The organism is Pseudomonas sp. GW823-FHT02C05, assembly GCF_058797595.1.
This window is the reverse complement of record NZ_JBXAJU010000001.1, coordinates 1728315-1744614: the sequence shown is the minus strand read 5'-3', so window position 1 is coordinate 1744614 and position 16300 is coordinate 1728315. Positions and strand designations below refer to the sequence as shown.

The window sequence follows — 16300 nt, the reverse complement described above, 5'->3', positions numbered from 1 at the left end:
GTAAGGGAGTCAAGGACGAAGGTGGAAAATACGCAGGCTGCCTGTTTCGGGCGTCCTGGCAGTAATACGCATTCAGGCTTCAGGGGTTGTCCAGATCCTCACGGACCGGTCGTTGTGCCGGCCGCTGCATTTGCAGGTACAGGCCATTCTCTTCAATGGGCTCAAAGCCCAGCCGCTGATACAGGTACCGGGCCCGGCTGGCGGTTTCGACGCTCAGGCTGCTGTTGTGCCCCTGGGCGTCGGCCTGCGCCAGGATCGCCCGCAACAGTCGGGTACCCAGGCCTTGGCCATGCCAGGCGGGCAGCAGGGCGATATCGACGATGCGCTGCTCAGTGGCGTGCCGATGCAGGCACAGGCGGCCGATGGGCTGGCCGGCCTGCTCGACAATCAGCCACTGCGCCTCGGGGTAGTGCCGCTCATAGTGCTGGCGTTGCAACTCGGCCTGGTTGTGCAGGAACGCCCGTCGTTGGGCGTCGCTCCAGCCAGGAACGGCACTGACCTCGTCCCAACGGCGGGACACGAACAGCTCCTGCAGGAAGGCCAGGTCGTCAGCGCTCTGCGGACGCAGCCTGGCGCCGGCCGGCAGCGTGACCTGCAGGAGAGAGTCAAGGCATGATCTGGTCACGATTGCTGTGGGTACTCGCCGTTCAGGCAGATGCAATAGCGCAGGGTCAGGAAAGGCTGCATCACATCGCGCGTCGAACCTGTCTTCGCCGCCTCCGTACCGTTCGTGGTCACCGTACTTGGATGCAGGCTTGGTCCCGGAGCAGCGGTGGGCGGCACTGTGCCGTTGTACAAGCGCACACCCCGTGGTTGGGCCAGGTAGGCAGTGCCATTGGCCAGGTCCAGGGCGCCAGTGGTGTCGGTGCCGTCCTTGGCCAGTACGTGATGGGTATGGGGCGCAAAGTGTGCTGGCAACAAGGTCGTTGTATCGCCGCCCACGGCCTGGCCCAGGGATCGATTGGTCAGGTTGGCGCCCTGGCCGGTGCCGATGGTGACGCGACTTTTGAGGTTGGGCAGATTGAAACTGGTTCCGGCAGTACCGCCATAAGTGAGGCCGATCACGGAGTACAGTGCGGGGTAATTCTGCACGAGCAACGGGCTGCCGTCGCAGACGGCCCAGTTATCGGGAGCGAAGTTGAAGGGAAAGAGCCTGATTTCACCAGTAAAAGCGTCCATGGTCGAGCATTCCTGAAGTTAAGAGAAACTAGGGCTTTTGTGGGTAGTAGCCGTTCAGGCAGATGATGTAGGTGATCGCCAGGGACCCCATCATGTTGCTGTGTGGCTCGACTGCTTTATTGGGGATACCCAGAGCCGGGCTAAGAAAGTTGGGGCTCATGCTGACCACCGCCGATGTGCTGTCGCCCTTGCTGTAAAGGCCGGTAAAGCTGCCTTCAAGCTTGAACTTGCCAAAGGTGTAGCTATTGGCCGGTTGGTTGGCGGGGAGCGGGTTGGCGGATGTGACCTCGCTGGAACTGACCTGGAAGCCATGGATGTGCGGTGGGGTATTGAGCGCACTCATGGTGACTTGCTCGGTCCCTACGGCCTGGCCCAGGGCCCGGGGCGTGAAGCCGGGCCCATTGCCCTGGCCGATGGGGGTACGGCCGCGGTAGTCAGGCAGGCAGAAGGTGTTGCTGCCATCACCGCCGTAGGTCGTGCCGATCAGGGTGTAAAGGGCTTCAAAGTTCCGGATCAACAGTTGCGCACCGTTACACAGGGCCCAGCCCCTGGGGGCAAAGTTGCCGGCAAACATGCGGATTTCTCCGAGGTATGCATCAGACATATCACTATCCTTAGTCGTTAGGCCCGGGGTGGGTAGGTGCCGGTGACGGCAATGCAGAAGTTGCCGACGATCGATGGCTGCATGTTTGGCAGTGGATAGCCGAGGGTGGTCACCACTGTGGTCGGGTTGATCGTCACGCGATCTTTGTCGGCATAAGCGACATAGGTGGGTTTGGATACGGCGCCTTTGGACGTCGAACTGATGGCGGGAATATTTCCCGCCGGCCCGCCGGTGCCGGCGGTGACCGCGACATTGGCGACATGGTTGTGGGCGGGCAGGTTGTTGAGGGTCAGTGCGACCCACTCGGCGCCGTCCATGCTGCCCAGTTCATGTACCCCCAGCACAGGGCTGGTCGACGCGACAGGGTTTTCCCCCAGGGCTGCGCGGCCTCGAAGGTCTGGCAGGCCGAAGGTGGTTCTACCGTCACCGCCGTAGCAATCGCCGAGCAGGCTGGCCAGCGCCGTATAGTTCACGACGTCAAGGATCTGTCCCTGACACAAAAGCCAGCCTTGTGGGGCCCAGGCCCAAGGGAACAGACGAATCTCGCCGAGAAAGGGTTCCATGTTCTTCGCTCCTTGAAAAAAGGCCTGGCAGAAGTACTTTCCGCAGCTGGCAATTTGATGTTGCGCACGATATACAAAATCGAATTTAGTTAGCAAACAGTATTTCTATCCATGAAAAAAGAGGAACTACTTCCCGGTGTTAGTGGGTTTGCGGCTTATCTTTTTTTACTTGGTCGGTAACATTAAGTTTATCTTGATCGGTAACATTCGATGCGCGTCACAGTCTTGTGCTTTAACGTTTTAGTTGCGGCATAAGCGCAGCGCGGTAAGCCTCATGCCTAGCGGCTTGGCACTAAAGATACAGGCCTTGAGGCATATCGAATGCTGGCTTGCGGCGGGTGGGCGGGGGTTATTGCGCTGCTCGCGAAAGTCCTCTAGTTCGGGCTTTTCAGGCCCTTTCATCACGAGCTCTAGTTGAGCGGGAGACGGCAGTGAAAAGTTCAGAAGAAAACAAAGTAGGCTAACGATCTTCCTGGGCGGGAAGCATGGGCCGCTTCCACGGGGAGGGTTCTGGAGTATAAGCAGAGGCTTTGGAAAGTGTTACCCGAAGCGATCCTTGTTGTTACCCGTTCTTTAAGTTGTTCCCAACTAGAATACTCGGGAATTAGTGCTTTAAGTCTGGCTTGAAAGGCGTTGTTCAAGCGGTGTGCAGAGTTTCTTTCAGGCCTTGCACCTGAAACGGGTAGGGCGCCGCTGCCCTGGCAGGCGGCACCCGGTGCCCGGCTTAGAGCCCGGCGTTTTCCGCCGCTACGCTTTTCGGCTTGCCGTAGTGCCACTCATAGACCACGAACTTGAAGTCCTTGAGATCGCCTTTCTCGTCGAAGCTCAGGTCGCCGGTAGGGGTCTTGAAGGTGCCCTTGTGGATCGCCTCGGCGACTTTTTCCGGGTCTTCGCTCTTGGCTGCGGCGATGCCTCCGGCAATCACTTCCACGGCCGAGTAGGACGGCAGCACGAACGGGCCGCTGGGGTTTTCCTTCTTGGCTTCGAAGGCCTCCACCAGGGCCTTGTTGGCCGGGTCCTGGTCGAAGGACTTGGGCAGGGTCACCAGCATGCCTTCGGAAGCGTCCTTGGCGATCTGCGAGATCGAGTCGTTGCCCACGCCTTCAGGCCCCATGAAGCGTGCGGTCAGGCCCTTTTCCTTGGCCTGGCGCAACAGCAGGCCCATTTCCGGGTGGTAGCCGCCGAAGTAGACGAAATCCACATTGGCCTGCTTGAGCTTGGCCAGGATCGAGGAGTAGTCGCGTTCGCCGACGTTGATGCCTTCGAACATCGCCACCTTGATGCCTTCCTTGCCGAGGATGTCCTTGACCGAGCTGGCAATGCCTTCGCCGTACTGTTGCTTGTCGTGCAGCACCGCCACATTGGTCGGCTTGAGCTGGGCGATGTAGCGTGCCGCCGCCGGGCCCTGGGCGTTGTCCAGGCCGATGGTGCGGAACACCATCTTGTAGCCACGGGCGGTCAGCTCTGGGCTGGTGGCGGCCGGGGTGATCATCACGATGCCTTCGTCTTCGTAGATGTCCGACGCGGGCTGGGTGGAGCTGGAGCACAGGTGTCCGACCACGAACTTGACGCCGTCATTCACCACTTTGTTGGCCACGGCCACCGCTTGCTTGGGGTCGCAGGCATCGTCGTATTCCACGGCCACCAGTTGCTTACCGTCGACGCCACCCTTGGCGTTGATCTGCTCGATGGCCATGCGCGCGCCGCTGAACTGCATGTCACCGTATTGCGCCACCGGGCCGGTCTTGGCCCCGGCGATGCCGATCCGGATGCTGTCGGCTGCCAGGGAATGGCAGGCCAGGCCGGCAAGGATCATGGCGCTGAGCAGTTGGGTGGCTTTGTTATTGATACGACTCATGGGTTGTTCCACTCCTGTGGGTTACGGTTCTAAGGGTGTTGCGGGTGTTGCCTGGACTGCCGGCGCTCGGGCGCCGGCAGGGTGTTGTAGTCGGCTTTGCCGCCAGATGTGCTGATCCTGCTCAAGGCAGGGCCTTGCCGATTCGGCTCACGGCCTCCAGGGTGGGGCGCGCGGGTTCGGCGCTGGCGTCCAGGGCCTGGGCGATGTCGGCCAGCAGGTCGGCGATGTCTTCCAGCCCCACCGACAGCCGTACCAGGCCCTCGGCGATGCCGTGTTCGGCCCGTTCCTCCTGGGTGTAGGTGGAATGGGTCATGCTCGCCGGGTGCTGGGCCAGGGATTCGGCATCCCCCAGGCTGACCGCGCGGCTGAACAGCCCCAGGGCGTTCATGAAGCGTCGCCCGCTGGCCAGCCCACCCTTGAGTTCGAAGGCGATCATGCCGCCGGGCAGCTTCATCTGTCTTGCGGCCAGGGCGTGTTGGGCAAAGGATGCCAGCCCCGGGTAGGCGACCCAGGCCACGGCGGGGTGGTCCTGGAGGAACTGGGCGACGGCCTGGGCGTTGGCGCAATGGCGATCCATGCGCAGGGCCAGGGTCTTGAGGCCGCGCATCAGGAGAAAAGCGTCCTGGGGCGAGAGCACCGCGCCGGTCAGGTCCTTCAGGCCCTGCAGGCGGATGCGTTCGGCCAGGGCCTGGCCGGTGACCACGATGCCGGCGGTGATGTCGCCATGGCCGCTGAGGTACTTGGTGGCCGAATGCAGCACCAGGTCGGCGCCCAGTTCCAGCGGGCGCTGCAGGTAAGGTGTGCAGTAGGTGTTGTCCACCGCCACGAGCAGGCCGGGATGCTGGCGGGCCACCTGGGCCACGGCGGCGATGTCCACCAGTTGCATGTTGGGGTTGGCCGGGGTTTCGAAATAGATCATCCGCGTGGCCGGGCCGATGGCCGCCCGTAGCTCGCCCAGGTCGGTCAGGTCGACATGGCGTACCTTGACGCCGAATTCGCCAAGGCCGTGGTGCAGCAGGGCAAAGGTGCAACCGTACAAAGTCTGGCCGACGATGACCTCGTCGCCCGGGCGCAGCAGGGTCCACAAGGTCGCGGCAATCGCCCCCATGCCGGAGCCGAACGCCACGGCCGCTTCGCCGTTTTCCAGGGCGGCCATGCGCGCTTCCAGCAACGCCAGGGTCGGGTTGCCGATGCGGGTATAGAAGTAGCCGGGTTCTTCACCGGCAAAACAGCCCGCGCCGTATTCGGCGGTGGCGAAGGTGAAGGTGGAGGTCAGGTAGATCGGCGGGATCAGCGCGCCCTGATGCTCCTGGGGGTTGTAGCCGTGATGGATGGCACGGGTGGAAAAACCAAGGTCACTGTTTTTATTGTTCATGGTGAACGCTCCCGGATTTGCTCTAATGCTATGCTCAAATCCGGCGCAATAATTTCCAATATCGGCCCTTTAGAACCGAATAATTGGAATAAATAACCATAAAAATAAGATAAAAAGGTAAGACATGCCCCTCGATCTGGACCGTATCGACAAAGCCCTGCTGATCGCCCTGCAAGACAACGCCCGGCTGACCAATGCCGAGCTGGCGGACAGCGTCGCCTTGACCACCTCGCCGTGCTGGCGCCGGGTGAAGATTCTCGAAGAGAGCGGGGTGATTACCGGTTACCAGGCGATCCTCTCGCCCAAGGCGCTGGGCTATGGGGTCACCGCCTTTGTCAGCGTGATGATGGAATCCCACTCCCAGGACACCGCCCGGGCCTTCGAGCAGCGGCTGCTGGAGATCCCGGAAATCATCGCCTGCCACAACGTCTCCGGGCGCTACGATTTTCTCCTCGAAGTACTGGCCAAGGACCTGGAATCCTTCGGCGAGTTCGCCCGTGAAGTGTTGCAGACCCTGCCGGCGGTGAAGGAGATCTATTCGAGCTTTTCCTTCAAGTCGGTCAAGCCGTTGCGGCAGATTCCGGTACAAGAGTGAGCGCAGGCGGGGCGCCAGCGTCCCTGCGATTCACAAGCAACCTTGCTGTCTGAAACAGGCCCTCAGCGAAGGCGCGCCGGCCAGGGTTCACACCGCGCCCGGGGCCGCGAGGTTGCAATAATGTCCTTTGAAATACAGCAATGGCTGCGCAGCAGCCGCTTGCTGCAGGTTCAGCGCCTTGACTTCACCGATCACGATCAGGTGGTCACCGGCGACGTGTTCGGCATGAATTTCACAATCGAGCCAGTGCAGGCTGCCGGCAATGATCGGGTTGCCCAGCGGCGATTCCTGCCATTGAACTCCCTGCCACTTGTCCGTGCCTTTGCTTGCGAACTGGTTGGAAATCCTGACCTGCTCGCCTGAGAGGATATTGACCATGAAGCGGCCCGCCTGACGAATCTTGGGGTAGCTGGCCGAGCTGGACATGACGCTGAATGACACCAGCGGCGGGCTCATCGACACGCTATAGAACGACTGGCACGTGAAGCCGAGCGGCTCGCCATCAACCTGTGAGGTAATCACCGTGATGCCGGATGCGTAGTGCCCGAGCGCTTCGCGAAAGCGCATTGGCTCGATAGCCGTACTGGGAAGTGACATGGCGGGTCCTGAATATTGGGTACTGTCCGACAGCGCGCAGAGGGGTGAAGCGGCGGCTTTTCAATCCACCGCTTCACCCCTCTGGCACACCACTTGCGGCTTTAGCTCAGCGCAGGTTCGAGAGTTCTCTTCGGATGATTTCTGCGCCGGCACTCAAAGCCTTCAGCTTGCCCCTTGCCACGCCACGGGATAAGGGCGCCATGCCACAGTTGGTGCAGGGATAGAGCTTGTCGGCATCCACGAACTGCAATGCCTTGCGCAAGGTGTCGGCCACTTCCTCGGGTGTTTCAATGGTGTTGGAGGCCACATCAATGGCCCCGACCATCACTTTCTTGCCTCTGATGAGTTCAATGAGATCCATTGGGACATGAGAGTTGTGACATTCCAGCGAGACTATATCGATACTGGATTTCTGCAGCTTGGGGAACGCCTCTTCATATTGCCGCCACTCTGAGCCCAGGGTCTTTTTCCAGTCCGTATTGGCCTTGATGCCATAGCCATAGCAAATGTGCACCGCCGTTTCGCATTTAAGACCTTCAATGGCTCTTTCCAGGGTGGCCACACCCCAGTCATTCACTTCATCGAAGAAGACGTTAAAGGCGGGCTCATCAAACTGGATGATATCCACGCCGGCCGCCTCCAGCTCCCTGGCTTCCTGGTTGAGGATCTTGGCGAATTCCCAGGCCAGTTTTTCGCGGCTTTTGTAATGGCTGTCATAAAGCGTGTCGATCATCGTCATCGGGCCTGGCAGCGCCCACTTTATGGGTTGCTCGGTCTGCTGGCGCAGAAACTTGGCATCTTCCACGAAAACCGGCTTCTGGCGACTGACAGCCCCCACCACCGTGGGGACGCTCGCATCATAGCGATCACGAATCCTGACGGTTTCACGTTTTGCAAAATCAACGCCGCTGAGGTGTTCGATGAACGTCGTGACAAAGTGCTGACGTGTCTGCTCGCCATCACTGACGATATCAATGCCTGCTTGCTGTTGTTCTTGCAGTGACAAGCGCAAGGCGTCCTGCTTGCCTTCAACCAGTTCTTCCTCTTGCAACTTCCAGGGCGACCAGAGTGTTTCAGGTTGTGCAAGCCAGGAAGGTTTAGGCAAGCTGCCGGCAGTTGAAGTGGGTAACAACTTTTTCATCATGGGTGACCTTGTATTTTTGATGAGTCAAAGAGCGTAATTGGCGGACCACTGCTCAAGAATGGTCTGGTATGGCTTGATGAAGTTGTTCTCGACAAACTGCCCTTGCTCAATCGCCAGGCGGCTACGTTCTTCTCGGTCATAGACAATTCGAGTCAATGAATAGTCCTGGTGCTTCAGGCTCGGTTGATAGGATTTGCCTGCTGCAGAGTTGGCATTGTAGATCTCTGGCCGGTAAATCTTCTGGAAGGTGTCCATCGTGCTGATGGTGCTGATCAGTTCCAGGTTGGTGTAATCACTGAGCAAATCGCCGGCAAAGTAGAAAGCCAAAGGCGCAACGCTGTTGGACGGCATGAAGTAACGAACTTTCAACCCCATCTTGTTGAAGTATTCATCTGTTAGAGAGTATTCGTCCTGCTGGTATTCAATGCCCAGTACAGGGTGCTGGTTTTCAGTCCGATGGTAGGTCTTGCTGCTCGAAACGCTCAGGCAGATCACCGGTGGCTTGTTGAAGTTTTCCTTGTAAGTGCTGGAGTTGATGAAGTGCTTGAATAGCTTTCCATGCAGCTCTCCGAAGTTTTCCGGAATGCTGAACTTTGGTCGCTCCCTGTTGTGCTCCGGCAACAGCACGCTGAAGTCGTAGTCCCGTACGTAAGAGGAAAAGTTGTTTCCTACAACGCCCTCAAAGCGTTCGTTGGTCTTTCGATCGAAAATATTGGTTTTCAATATTTCAATCAGGGGGATGGCATGGCCACTGCTTTGAGTGTCGATGTCCATTTCCACGGAGATGATTTCAAGCTCGACTGTATAACGATCGCCCTTGGGGTTATCCCAATGCGCCAAGGCATTGAAGCGGTTGTCAATCATCCTCAAGGTATTGCGCAAGTTCTCTTGGCGACTCTTGCCCCTGGCCAGGTTGGCAAAGTTGGTGGTGATGCGCGTATTCTCGGACGGGTGATAATCTTCGTCGAAGCAAATGCTCTTGATGGTGAATGTGAAGTCGTTGTTCATTGTGATCTGGCATCCTGATTTCCGAGATAATTCCTGAACTTGTTTATTGGCTTTCAGTGCTTTCCAGTTTTGTTCCTGGCTGCTTTTGCTCGGTAGTCTTTATGTTGTCTATTATTGAGGCGCATCTTATGTCGAGCTATTAATTGAGTACTAATGAATTGATTTCACCAGGTCTTTAGTCACATTCATGATGAGATATTCACTTAATCGCAAAAGCCTATTTGCCCCAGTATTCATTGCCCGGCCAAACCACTGGTTGAGGGTGTGCCTGGGCTCTGGCGCAATCCGACCCGTGTTGGCTGCGGCAGCACTCGACAGGGCCGCCAGTGCCAGATGGGCCGGGAGCTGGCCCATCAATGCAATTGCTGCTCGTCCAGGTAGCGGTTCAGGCATTCGATGAACGCCTGGTGCTTGCGGGTCTGGCGCCGGTGGGCGGGGTAGATCACATGGATCCTCGGGCCGAACTGCTCCGGGTCCAGCTGCGCCTCGGGCAGCAGTTGCACCAGCTCGCCGCGACGCAGGTAGGGCGCGGCGCTCCACTGCGGGCACAGTTGCAGGCCCAGCCCGGCCAGTAGGGCACCGAACAGGAAATCGTAATTGTCACTGGCCAGCCGCGGCACCGGCTGGGGCACACGCTGCTGCTCGCCATTCAAGGTGAAGCGCCAGAAATGCGGGTTCAGTGCCGGGTGACGGAAGATCAGCCAGTCATGCTCGGCAAAATGCGCCGGGGTCACCGGCAAGGGCTGGCGCTGCAGATAGCGCGGGCTGGCGCAGAGCAGGATGCGGTTGGCCGTCAGCGGGCGGGCGATCAGGTCCGGCAGCTCCACCGGCCCGTCGCGCACGGCCAGGTCATAGCCGCCACTTTGCAGGTCGACGAATTCGTCGGTGAGCTCCACGTCCAGGCGCATCTGCGGGTACTGCTCAAGAAAGCCGTAGCAGGCGCCATTGAGAAAGGCCGGGGCGAAGGAGGGCGGCGCCACCAGGCGCAGGGTGCCGCACATTTCCTGCTGCAGGCGCTCGATGTCTTCCCCGGCCTGTTGCAGTTGGCGCAATACCTGCCGGGCGCTGGCCAGGTAGATATGCCCGGCCTCGGTGAGAGCGATCCGGCGTGTGGAGCGCTCCAGCAAGCGGGTGCCGAGCTGGCTCTCCAGGTGGCTCACTGCCTTGGTCAGGGCCGAGGTGGTCTTGCCCAGGCACGCGGCGGCGCGGGTGAAGCTGCCCTGATCGACCGTGGTCACGAACATGGTGATGGCGCCCAGCTGGTCCATTGCAGTCTTGCCTCTTTGGAAAGGATGGGTTGCGCGAAGCAGTATTCTTAAGCACCGGTGACTTGGCTAGTCTCTGGCGCATTCTGAGCCAAGGGTGCGAACAACAATGAAAAAGACGCTGAATATCACGCTGGCCTCGGCCCTGGCCCTGTTCTCGCTGCACAGCCAGGCCGCGGTGGACCTGGTGCTGCACAACGCCAAGGTGTTCACCGCCGAGCGGGGCCAGCCCCTGCAACAGGCGGTGGCGGTAGAGCAGGGGCGTATCGTCATGGTCGGCAGCGATGCCCAGGTGCTGGCGCTGAAGGCCCCGGGCACCCAGGTCATCGACCTGCAGGGCAAGGTGCTGATGCCGGGGTTCATCGACAGCCACAGTCATGCCATCTTCGGGGGCCTGAAGCTCAAGGCCGCCGACCTGGAAACCCAGCAACTGCCCCTGGACGAGCTGGAGCAGCGCCTGCGCGGCTGGCGCGATGACGGCAAGGCGCGGCATGGCGAGATCCTCAGCGTCAGCGGTTTTCCCTCGACCTACTGGAGCCAGGTGGACGCCCTGGAACAGCGCTTCAACCAGGGCGAATGGGCCGATGTACCGATTCTGTTCGTTGGCTGGGACTACCACACCGGCTGGGCCAACCGCGCCATGCTCAAGCGCGGCGGCATAGACGCCGCGCGGGTCAAGGCGCTGCAGGGCGAGGCCCAGGCCACCATCGGCCATCACCCGGACAGCAGCCCCAACGGTTTTGTCGCCGATGCCGGGCTCTCGGCCCTGACCTCGCAACTGCCGCCGCCGAGCTTCGAGCAGTTGCTCGACGCTGGGCGCGCCGCCCGCGACCTCAACCTGAGCCTGGGCATCACCGCGCTGATGGACCCGGCGGCCAACGCCACCCCGGGCGACGCGCTGTTCGCCATGCATCCCACGGCCCAGACCGTCGGTGTGCTGCCGGTGTACAAGGCGCTGGCGCAGAAGGGCGAGCTGACCCTGCGGGTCGCGGCCCTGATGGTGGCCAATCCCAAGAGCCGCCCGGCGGACCTGGAGGTGCTGGAGCAGGTGCGCCAGCAGTTCCTCGGGGTGCCGAACCTGAGCCTGCCGGGGATCAAGATCTTCGCCGACGGTGTCGCCGAGTTTCCGGCGCAGACCGCTTCCCTGCTGACCCCCTACAAGAACTCGAAGAAGGACGGCGAACTGCTGATCGACCCGGCGCATTTCGGCGAGCTGGTCAGCGCCGCCGATGCCCGTGGCTGGCTGGTGCATGTGCATGCCATTGGCGACCGCGCGGTGCGCGAATCCCTCAACGGCATCGAGCAGGCGCGGCGTGATCGCCAGAGTGGGGTGGTGCACTCCATCACCCACTTGCAGATGGTCAACCCCAAGGAGTTCGCCCGCTTCAAGCCACTGGACGTGATCGCCTCCATGCAGCTGTACTGGGCCGCCGCCGATGAGCTGAGCATCGATTTGCTCCAGCCCTACATCAGCGCCATGCAGTTCCAGTTCATGTACCCGGCCCGCTCGCTGCTGAAGAACGGCGCCACCATCGCCGGGGCCAGCGACTGGCCGGTAAGCACCCCGGAACCCTGGAAGGCCATCGCCCAGGCCATCAACCGCAAGGGGCCCAAGGGCGTGTTGAACAAGGACGAAGGCATCGACCGGGAAACCATGTTCTACGCCTACACCCGCAACGCCGCGCGGGCCATTGGCCTGGAGCAGCAGATCGGCAGCCTGGCCCCGGGCAAGCAGGCCGACCTGATCGTTCTTGACCGCGATGTGTTCCAGGTGCCCCAGGAGCAACTGGCGCAAACCCAGGTGCTCAAGACCTACTTTGCCGGGCGTGAGGTGTATAGCCGGCCGTGATGCTGCATGGATGCCGGCCGGGCCCGCGATCTTCATCGCGGGCTTTTTTTTGCCTTGTCGACCACTGCGACGCCTTCGCTGGCAAGCCAGCGCCTACGGGCGAACGGCCTCACGGCCAAACACTTTTCTGCACGGCGATGATTGACGCGGCCAGAGCGTATCCCTATTCTTTGTCGACCAACAAAGAATAGGGAGCAGTTCGATGAAAACCCTCAAGGGGCCCAGCCTGCATCTGGCGCAATTCAGCGCCGAGACGGCGCCGTTCCACAATTTGCCGGCGATTGCCCAATGGGCCGCCGACCTGGGTTTCAAGGCGCTGCAGATCCCTGCCTGGGATGCGCGGTTGTTCGACGTCGCCACGGCGGCCGAGAGCCAGGACTACTGCGATGAACTCAAGGGCCAGCTGGCGCAGAAGGGCCTGCAGATCAGCGAGCTGACCAGCCATATCTTCGGCCAACTGGTGGCGGTGCACCCGGCCTACGACGCGATGTGCGACAACTTCGCGCCGCCAGCGCTGCGGGGCAATCCGCAAGCCAGAACGGCCTGGGCCATGGAGCAGATGAAGCTGGCGGCCAAGGCTTCGCGACGCCTGGGGCTGAGTGAGCTGGGGACCTTTTCCGGGTCCCTGGCCTGGCCTTATCTGTTTCCCTTTCCCCAGCGCCCCGAGGGCCTGATCGAGACGGCGTTCGACGAGCTGGCGCGGCGCTGGCGGCCGATCCTCGATGCCTGCGACGAGCAGGGGGTCAACCTGTGCTACGAGATCCACCCCAGCGAGGACCTGCACGACGGCACCAGCTTCGAACGCTTCCATGAATTGGTGGACCATCACCCGCGTTGCAACATCCTCTTCGACCCCAGCCACTTCGTGCTGCAACAGCTGGACTACCTGAGTTACCTGGACATCTACCACGAGCGCATCCGCATGTTTCACGTCAAAGATGCCGAGTTCAATCCCAGCGGCCGCCAGGGCATCTACGGCGGCTACAGCGCCTGGGTCGAGCGCGCCGGGCGCTTCCGTTCCCTGGGCGATGGCCAGGTGGACTTCAAGGGGATCTTTTCCAAGCTGGCGCAATACGACTACCCGGGCTGGGCGACCCTGGAATGGGAGTGCTGCCTCAAGGATCAGGAGGATGGCGCCCGGGAAGGTGTCGAGTTCATCAACCGGCACATGATCCAGGTCACCGAGCGCATCTTCGACGACTTCGCCGGCGCGCAGATCGACCGCCAACAGATCAACGCCATGCTCGGCATTGCCTGACCCTTCAGCGAGAACACACCATGAATGCTTTGACTGACAACCTCCAGGCCGACAGCCTCGACCTGGTTCACCGTTACGTGCGCGTCGATGGCCAGCGCATCCACTGTGTCACCGCCGGCACGGGCCGGCCGGTGCTGCTGATTCCCGGCTGGCCGCAGACCTGGTACGCCTGGCGTCAGGTGATCCAGGCCCTGGCTGCCCAAGGCTTCCAGGCCATTGCCGTGGACCCGCCGGGCAGCGGCCAGTCCGACCGCCCTGAGCACGGCTACGACACCGGCCATGTGGCCGGGGTGCTGCACCAGGTGATGGGGCAGTTGGGTTTCGAGCGCTACAGCGTGGTCGGCCACGACGTCGGCATGTGGATCGCCTACGCCTTGGCCTGCGACCATCCGCAGGCGGTGGAGCGCCTGGCGCTGACCGAGGCGGTGATCCCCGGGCTGGCGGATGCACCACCGATTTTCGTCGCGCCGCAGCAGAACATCTTTCTCTGGCACTTCATGTTCAACCAGCTGCGGGATTTGCCGGAAGCCTTGATCGCCGGGCGCGAGCGGGCCTATCTGAATTACATCTTCGACCACTGGTCCCATCGCCGCGAGGCGGTGGCCGCCGAAGTCTACATCGAGGCCTACGCTGCCCCGGGCGGGTTGCGCGCAGGCTTCGCCTATTACCGGGCGATCCCCGAGACGGTGCGCCAGAATCAGCTGCGCGCGCAGCGGCCGCTGACCATGCCGGTGCTGGCCATTGGTGCTGAGCACGCCACCAACGATGCACCTCTGCTGACCCTGCAGGGCCATGCCAATGACCTGCGCGGGGCCATTGTCGAGGACTGCGGGCACTTCATCATGGAAGAGGCACCGGAGGAATTTCTCGCGCTGCTGCTGCCGTTTCTGCAGGAGGGCCGTGACTGAGGCAGGGCGCAGGCAAGGCCGCGGCCACGGAAATTGGCCGCGGCCGGCGCAAATCTAATATCATTTCGTCCCGGCGCCCTGCGCCAACCGGCTGTTCGGGCTCAACCGAACGCCTTCCCTGTCCCGACGAGATACCCGACCCCCATGGCTGGAAGACCCCGCGAATTCGACCGTCACCAGGCACTGCGCCAGGCGCTCGAACTGTTCTGGCGCCGTGGTTTCGAAACCACCTCCATGGCCGACCTGGTGGCGGCCCTGGGCATCGCCTCGGCGCGCATCTATGCCGCCTTCGGCTCCAAGGAGGCGTTGTTTCGCGAGGCCATCGAGCTGTACGAAAGCCAGGAAGGCGGTTTCGCCGACCTGGCCCTGCAAGAGCCCTGCGCCTACGTCGCCATCGAGCGCATGCTGCAAGAAGCGGTGGCACTCTACACCCGGGCCGACGGCCCCCGTGGCTGCATGGTGGTGGCCTCGGCGGTGAACTGCTCAAGCGACAACGACAGCGTGCGCGAATGGCTGGCCGAACATCGCCGGGCGCGTACCGCAAGCATTATCCAGCGCCTGGAAGCCGCGCAGCAGGCGGGTGAATTGCCCGGCCACAGCGATGCAACTTCCCTGGGCGATTATTACTCTACGGTGCTCCACGGGCTGTCGGTGCAAGCCCGCGACGGCGTCAGTGCGGCGCGCCTGCTGCAGGGCGTGGCGCTGGCCATGCAGGTCTTTGCGCGAACCGCCCAAGGGAATTGAAGCGGCGCTGCACCCCGGCTCCGCCTGGGAGCCTTTGCCCGCAATCCGGGAGCAGCGATGCCGGCCCGGGTTGTGCATTTTTTCAGCGGGTCCCGGACCCGTTCCATCATCGAAAGAGTATGACGCCCCCCCATGAGTGATTCCGCGGCGACACCCCAAGGCAACTGGCAGCCGGTCATCGCGCTGGCGTTGGCGGCCTTTGTCTTCAACACCACCGAGTTCGTGCCGGTGGGCCTGCTCAGCGCCATTGGCGCCAGCTTCGACCTGCCCACCGAGCGGGTCGGTCTGATGCTCACCATCTACGCCTGGATCGTGTCCCTGACCTCGCTGCCGGTGATGCTGCTGACCCGCAACATCGAACGGCGCAGGCTGCTCACGGTGCTGTTCGGGCTGTTTATCGTCAGCCATGTGTTCTCCAGCCTGGCCAGCAACTTCGGCCTGCTGATGCTCAGCCGCATCGGCGTGGCACTGGCCCATGCACTGTTCTGGTCCATCACCGCGTCCCTGGCGGTGCGCCTGGCGCCGCCGGGCAAGCAGGTGCAGGCGCTCGGGCTGCTGGCCACCGGCACCTCACTGGCCATGGTCCTGGGCATTCCCCTGGGCCGCTTGCTGGGCGAGGCCCTGGGCTGGCGCACCACGTTCAGCGTGATCGCGGCCATGGCCGGCCTGCTGGTGCTGTGGCTGATCCGCACCTTGCCGCTGCTGCCGAGCCAGAACTCCGGTTCCCTGCGCAGCCTGCCGCTGCTGTTCAAGCGCCCGGCGCTGGTGGCGATCTATGTGCTTACCGCCCTGGTGGTGACGGCGCAGTTCACCGCCTACAGCTACATCGAGCCCTTCATCAAGGTGGCGGCGGGCCTGGGGGGCGAGGTGGTGACCCTGGTCCTGCTGGTGTTCGGCGGCGCCGGGATCATCGGCTCGCTGCTGTTCAGCTGGCTGCACCGCCACAGCCCCCAGGGGTTTCTACTGACCGCGGTGGCGCTGCTGGCGCTGTGCCTGAGCCTGCTGTTGCCGCTCAATGGACACGTCTGGTCGCTGGTGGCCCTGAGTGTGTTCTGGGGCATGGCGATCATGGGCTTCGGCCTGGCCCTGCAATCCAAGGTACTGGTGCTGGCGCCGGACGCCACCGACGTGGCCATGGCGATGTTCTCCGGCATCTACAACATCGGCATTGGCGGCGGTGCGCTGCTGGGCAGTTGGGTCGGCGGGCAACTGGGCTTTGCCTATGTCGGCCTGGCGGGTGGCGCCCTGGCGACCCTGGCCTTGCTGTTGTACAGCCTGGCCCTGGGCCGCATGAGCCACACCAGCGTGTAGCCGCTGCCGCAGGCTGCGAACGGTCTGGGCGGCACTCCGTCG

General features: G+C 61.9%; 16 protein-coding genes. 6 read left to right on the top strand and 10 right to left on the bottom strand.

Annotated elements, in window-relative coordinates; genetic code table 11:
* Window positions 1-79: 79 nt before the first annotated feature.
* From AC1RGE_RS07935 to AC1RGE_RS07910, 6 genes are all read right to left on the bottom strand, one after another.
* Window positions 80-625 carry a GNAT family N-acetyltransferase gene (locus tag AC1RGE_RS07935; RefSeq protein WP_011061799.1) on the bottom strand — a complete coding sequence of 182 codons (546 nt, stop codon included), beginning with the start codon at window positions 623-625 and terminating at the stop codon, window positions 80-82.
* Window positions 622-1179: a phage tail protein gene (locus tag AC1RGE_RS07930; RefSeq protein WP_053152323.1), complete on the bottom strand. Its 558-nt coding sequence runs from the start codon at window positions 1177-1179 to the stop codon at window positions 622-624. The genes AC1RGE_RS07935 and AC1RGE_RS07930 overlap by 4 nt, the downstream gene beginning before the upstream one ends.
* Window positions 1180-1207: 28 nt before the next feature.
* Window positions 1208-1783 carry a phage tail protein gene (locus AC1RGE_RS07925; protein ID WP_011061797.1) on the bottom strand — a complete coding sequence of 192 codons (576 nt, stop codon included), beginning with the start codon at window positions 1781-1783 and terminating at the stop codon, window positions 1208-1210.
* A 17-nt stretch (window positions 1784-1800) separates the two neighbouring features.
* Window positions 1801-2346, bottom strand: coding sequence for a phage tail protein (locus AC1RGE_RS07920; protein ID WP_492583866.1), 546 nt, complete (start codon window positions 2344-2346; stop codon window positions 1801-1803).
* 724 nt (window positions 2347-3070) lie between these two features.
* Window positions 3071-4204, bottom strand: a complete 1134-nt coding sequence (locus tag AC1RGE_RS07915; RefSeq protein ID WP_041118743.1) for a branched-chain amino acid ABC transporter substrate-binding protein — start codon at window positions 4202-4204, stop codon at window positions 3071-3073.
* A gap of 121 nt (window positions 4205-4325) precedes the next feature.
* The gene (locus AC1RGE_RS07910) at window positions 4326-5579 is read right to left on the bottom strand and encodes a methionine gamma-lyase (protein WP_011061794.1); all 1254 of its coding nucleotides are present in this window, start codon (window positions 5577-5579) and stop codon (window positions 4326-4328) included.
* A 124-nt stretch (window positions 5580-5703) separates the two neighbouring features.
* On the opposite strand from AC1RGE_RS07910, the gene AC1RGE_RS07905 reads away from it, so the two are divergent.
* Window positions 5704-6174: an Lrp/AsnC family transcriptional regulator gene (locus AC1RGE_RS07905; protein WP_011061793.1), complete on the top strand. Its 471-nt coding sequence runs from the start codon at window positions 5704-5706 to the stop codon at window positions 6172-6174.
* Window positions 6175-6261: 87 nt separating this feature from the next.
* Here the strand turns inward: AC1RGE_RS07905 and AC1RGE_RS07900 are convergent, their stop codons facing one another.
* From AC1RGE_RS07900 to AC1RGE_RS07885, 4 genes are all read right to left on the bottom strand, one after another.
* Window positions 6262-6771 carry a flavin reductase family protein gene (locus AC1RGE_RS07900; RefSeq protein WP_220222808.1) on the bottom strand — a complete coding sequence of 170 codons (510 nt, stop codon included), beginning with the start codon at window positions 6769-6771 and terminating at the stop codon, window positions 6262-6264.
* 106 nt (window positions 6772-6877) lie between these two features.
* On the bottom strand, window positions 6878-7912 hold the full coding sequence (locus AC1RGE_RS07895) for a methionine synthase (RefSeq protein ID WP_026020140.1): 1035 nt from the start codon (window positions 7910-7912) through the stop codon (window positions 6878-6880).
* Window positions 7913-7939: 27 nt separating this feature from the next.
* On the bottom strand, window positions 7940-8923 hold the full coding sequence (locus AC1RGE_RS07890; RefSeq protein WP_174395212.1) for a DUF1852 domain-containing protein: 984 nt from the start codon (window positions 8921-8923) through the stop codon (window positions 7940-7942).
* A 353-nt stretch (window positions 8924-9276) separates the two neighbouring features.
* A complete protein-coding gene (locus AC1RGE_RS07885; RefSeq protein ID WP_011061789.1) occupies window positions 9277-10191 on the bottom strand; it encodes a LysR family transcriptional regulator in 915 nt (304 codons plus the stop codon).
* 106 nt (window positions 10192-10297) lie between these two features.
* On the opposite strand from AC1RGE_RS07885, the gene AC1RGE_RS07880 reads away from it, so the two are divergent.
* The 5 genes from AC1RGE_RS07880 to AC1RGE_RS07860 all read left to right on the top strand — a co-directional run bounded on the left by AC1RGE_RS07880 (window position 10298) and on the right by AC1RGE_RS07860 (window position 16258).
* Window positions 10298-12037, top strand: coding sequence for an amidohydrolase (locus AC1RGE_RS07880; RefSeq protein WP_492583864.1), 1740 nt, complete (start codon window positions 10298-10300; stop codon window positions 12035-12037).
* A 202-nt stretch (window positions 12038-12239) separates the two neighbouring features.
* A complete protein-coding gene (locus AC1RGE_RS07875; protein ID WP_492583862.1) occupies window positions 12240-13295 on the top strand; it encodes a sugar phosphate isomerase/epimerase family protein in 1056 nt (351 codons plus the stop codon).
* 20 nt (window positions 13296-13315) lie between these two features.
* Window positions 13316-14203 (top strand): alpha/beta fold hydrolase, encoded by an 888-nt coding sequence (locus AC1RGE_RS07870; protein ID WP_262212141.1) that lies wholly within the window; start codon window positions 13316-13318, stop codon window positions 14201-14203.
* 144 nt (window positions 14204-14347) lie between these two features.
* Complete coding sequence (locus AC1RGE_RS07865) at window positions 14348-14947, top strand: TetR/AcrR family transcriptional regulator (RefSeq protein WP_011061785.1); 600 nt, start codon at window positions 14348-14350, stop codon at window positions 14945-14947.
* Between the two features lie 132 nt (window positions 14948-15079).
* Window positions 15080-16258 (top strand): sugar transporter, encoded by a 1179-nt coding sequence (locus AC1RGE_RS07860; RefSeq protein WP_103407340.1) that lies wholly within the window; start codon window positions 15080-15082, stop codon window positions 16256-16258.
* Window positions 16259-16300 lie beyond the last annotated feature (42 nt).

Coding starts and splice junctions, on each gene's coding strand:
- AC1RGE_RS07930 (WP_053152323.1), bottom strand. CDS start 1,179: ATGGACGCTTTTACTGGTGAAATCAGGCTCTTTCCCTTCAACTTCGCT.
- AC1RGE_RS07920 (WP_492583866.1), bottom strand. CDS start 2,346: ATGGAACCCTTTCTCGGCGAGATTCGTCTGTTCCCTTGGGCCTGGGCC.
- AC1RGE_RS07905 (WP_011061793.1), top strand. CDS start 5,704: ATGCCCCTCGATCTGGACCGTATCGACAAAGCCCTGCTGATCGCCCTG.
- AC1RGE_RS07865 (WP_011061785.1), top strand. CDS start 14,348: ATGGCTGGAAGACCCCGCGAATTCGACCGTCACCAGGCACTGCGCCAG.
- AC1RGE_RS07915 (WP_041118743.1), bottom strand. CDS start 4,204: ATGAGTCGTATCAATAACAAAGCCACCCAACTGCTCAGCGCCATGATC.
- AC1RGE_RS07900 (WP_220222808.1), bottom strand. CDS start 6,771: ATGTCACTTCCCAGTACGGCTATCGAGCCAATGCGCTTTCGCGAAGCG.
- AC1RGE_RS07880 (WP_492583864.1), top strand. CDS start 10,298: ATGAAAAAGACGCTGAATATCACGCTGGCCTCGGCCCTGGCCCTGTTC.
- AC1RGE_RS07870 (WP_262212141.1), top strand. CDS start 13,316: ATGAATGCTTTGACTGACAACCTCCAGGCCGACAGCCTCGACCTGGTT.
- AC1RGE_RS07885 (WP_011061789.1), bottom strand. CDS start 10,191: ATGGACCAGCTGGGCGCCATCACCATGTTCGTGACCACGGTCGATCAG.
- AC1RGE_RS07910 (WP_011061794.1), bottom strand. CDS start 5,579: ATGAACAATAAAAACAGTGACCTTGGTTTTTCCACCCGTGCCATCCAT.
- AC1RGE_RS07875 (WP_492583862.1), top strand. CDS start 12,240: ATGAAAACCCTCAAGGGGCCCAGCCTGCATCTGGCGCAATTCAGCGCC.
- AC1RGE_RS07925 (WP_011061797.1), bottom strand. CDS start 1,783: ATGTCTGATGCATACCTCGGAGAAATCCGCATGTTTGCCGGCAACTTT.
- AC1RGE_RS07860 (WP_103407340.1), top strand. CDS start 15,080: ATGAGTGATTCCGCGGCGACACCCCAAGGCAACTGGCAGCCGGTCATC.
- AC1RGE_RS07895 (WP_026020140.1), bottom strand. CDS start 7,912: ATGAAAAAGTTGTTACCCACTTCAACTGCCGGCAGCTTGCCTAAACCT.
- AC1RGE_RS07890 (WP_174395212.1), bottom strand. CDS start 8,923: ATGAACAACGACTTCACATTCACCATCAAGAGCATTTGCTTCGACGAA.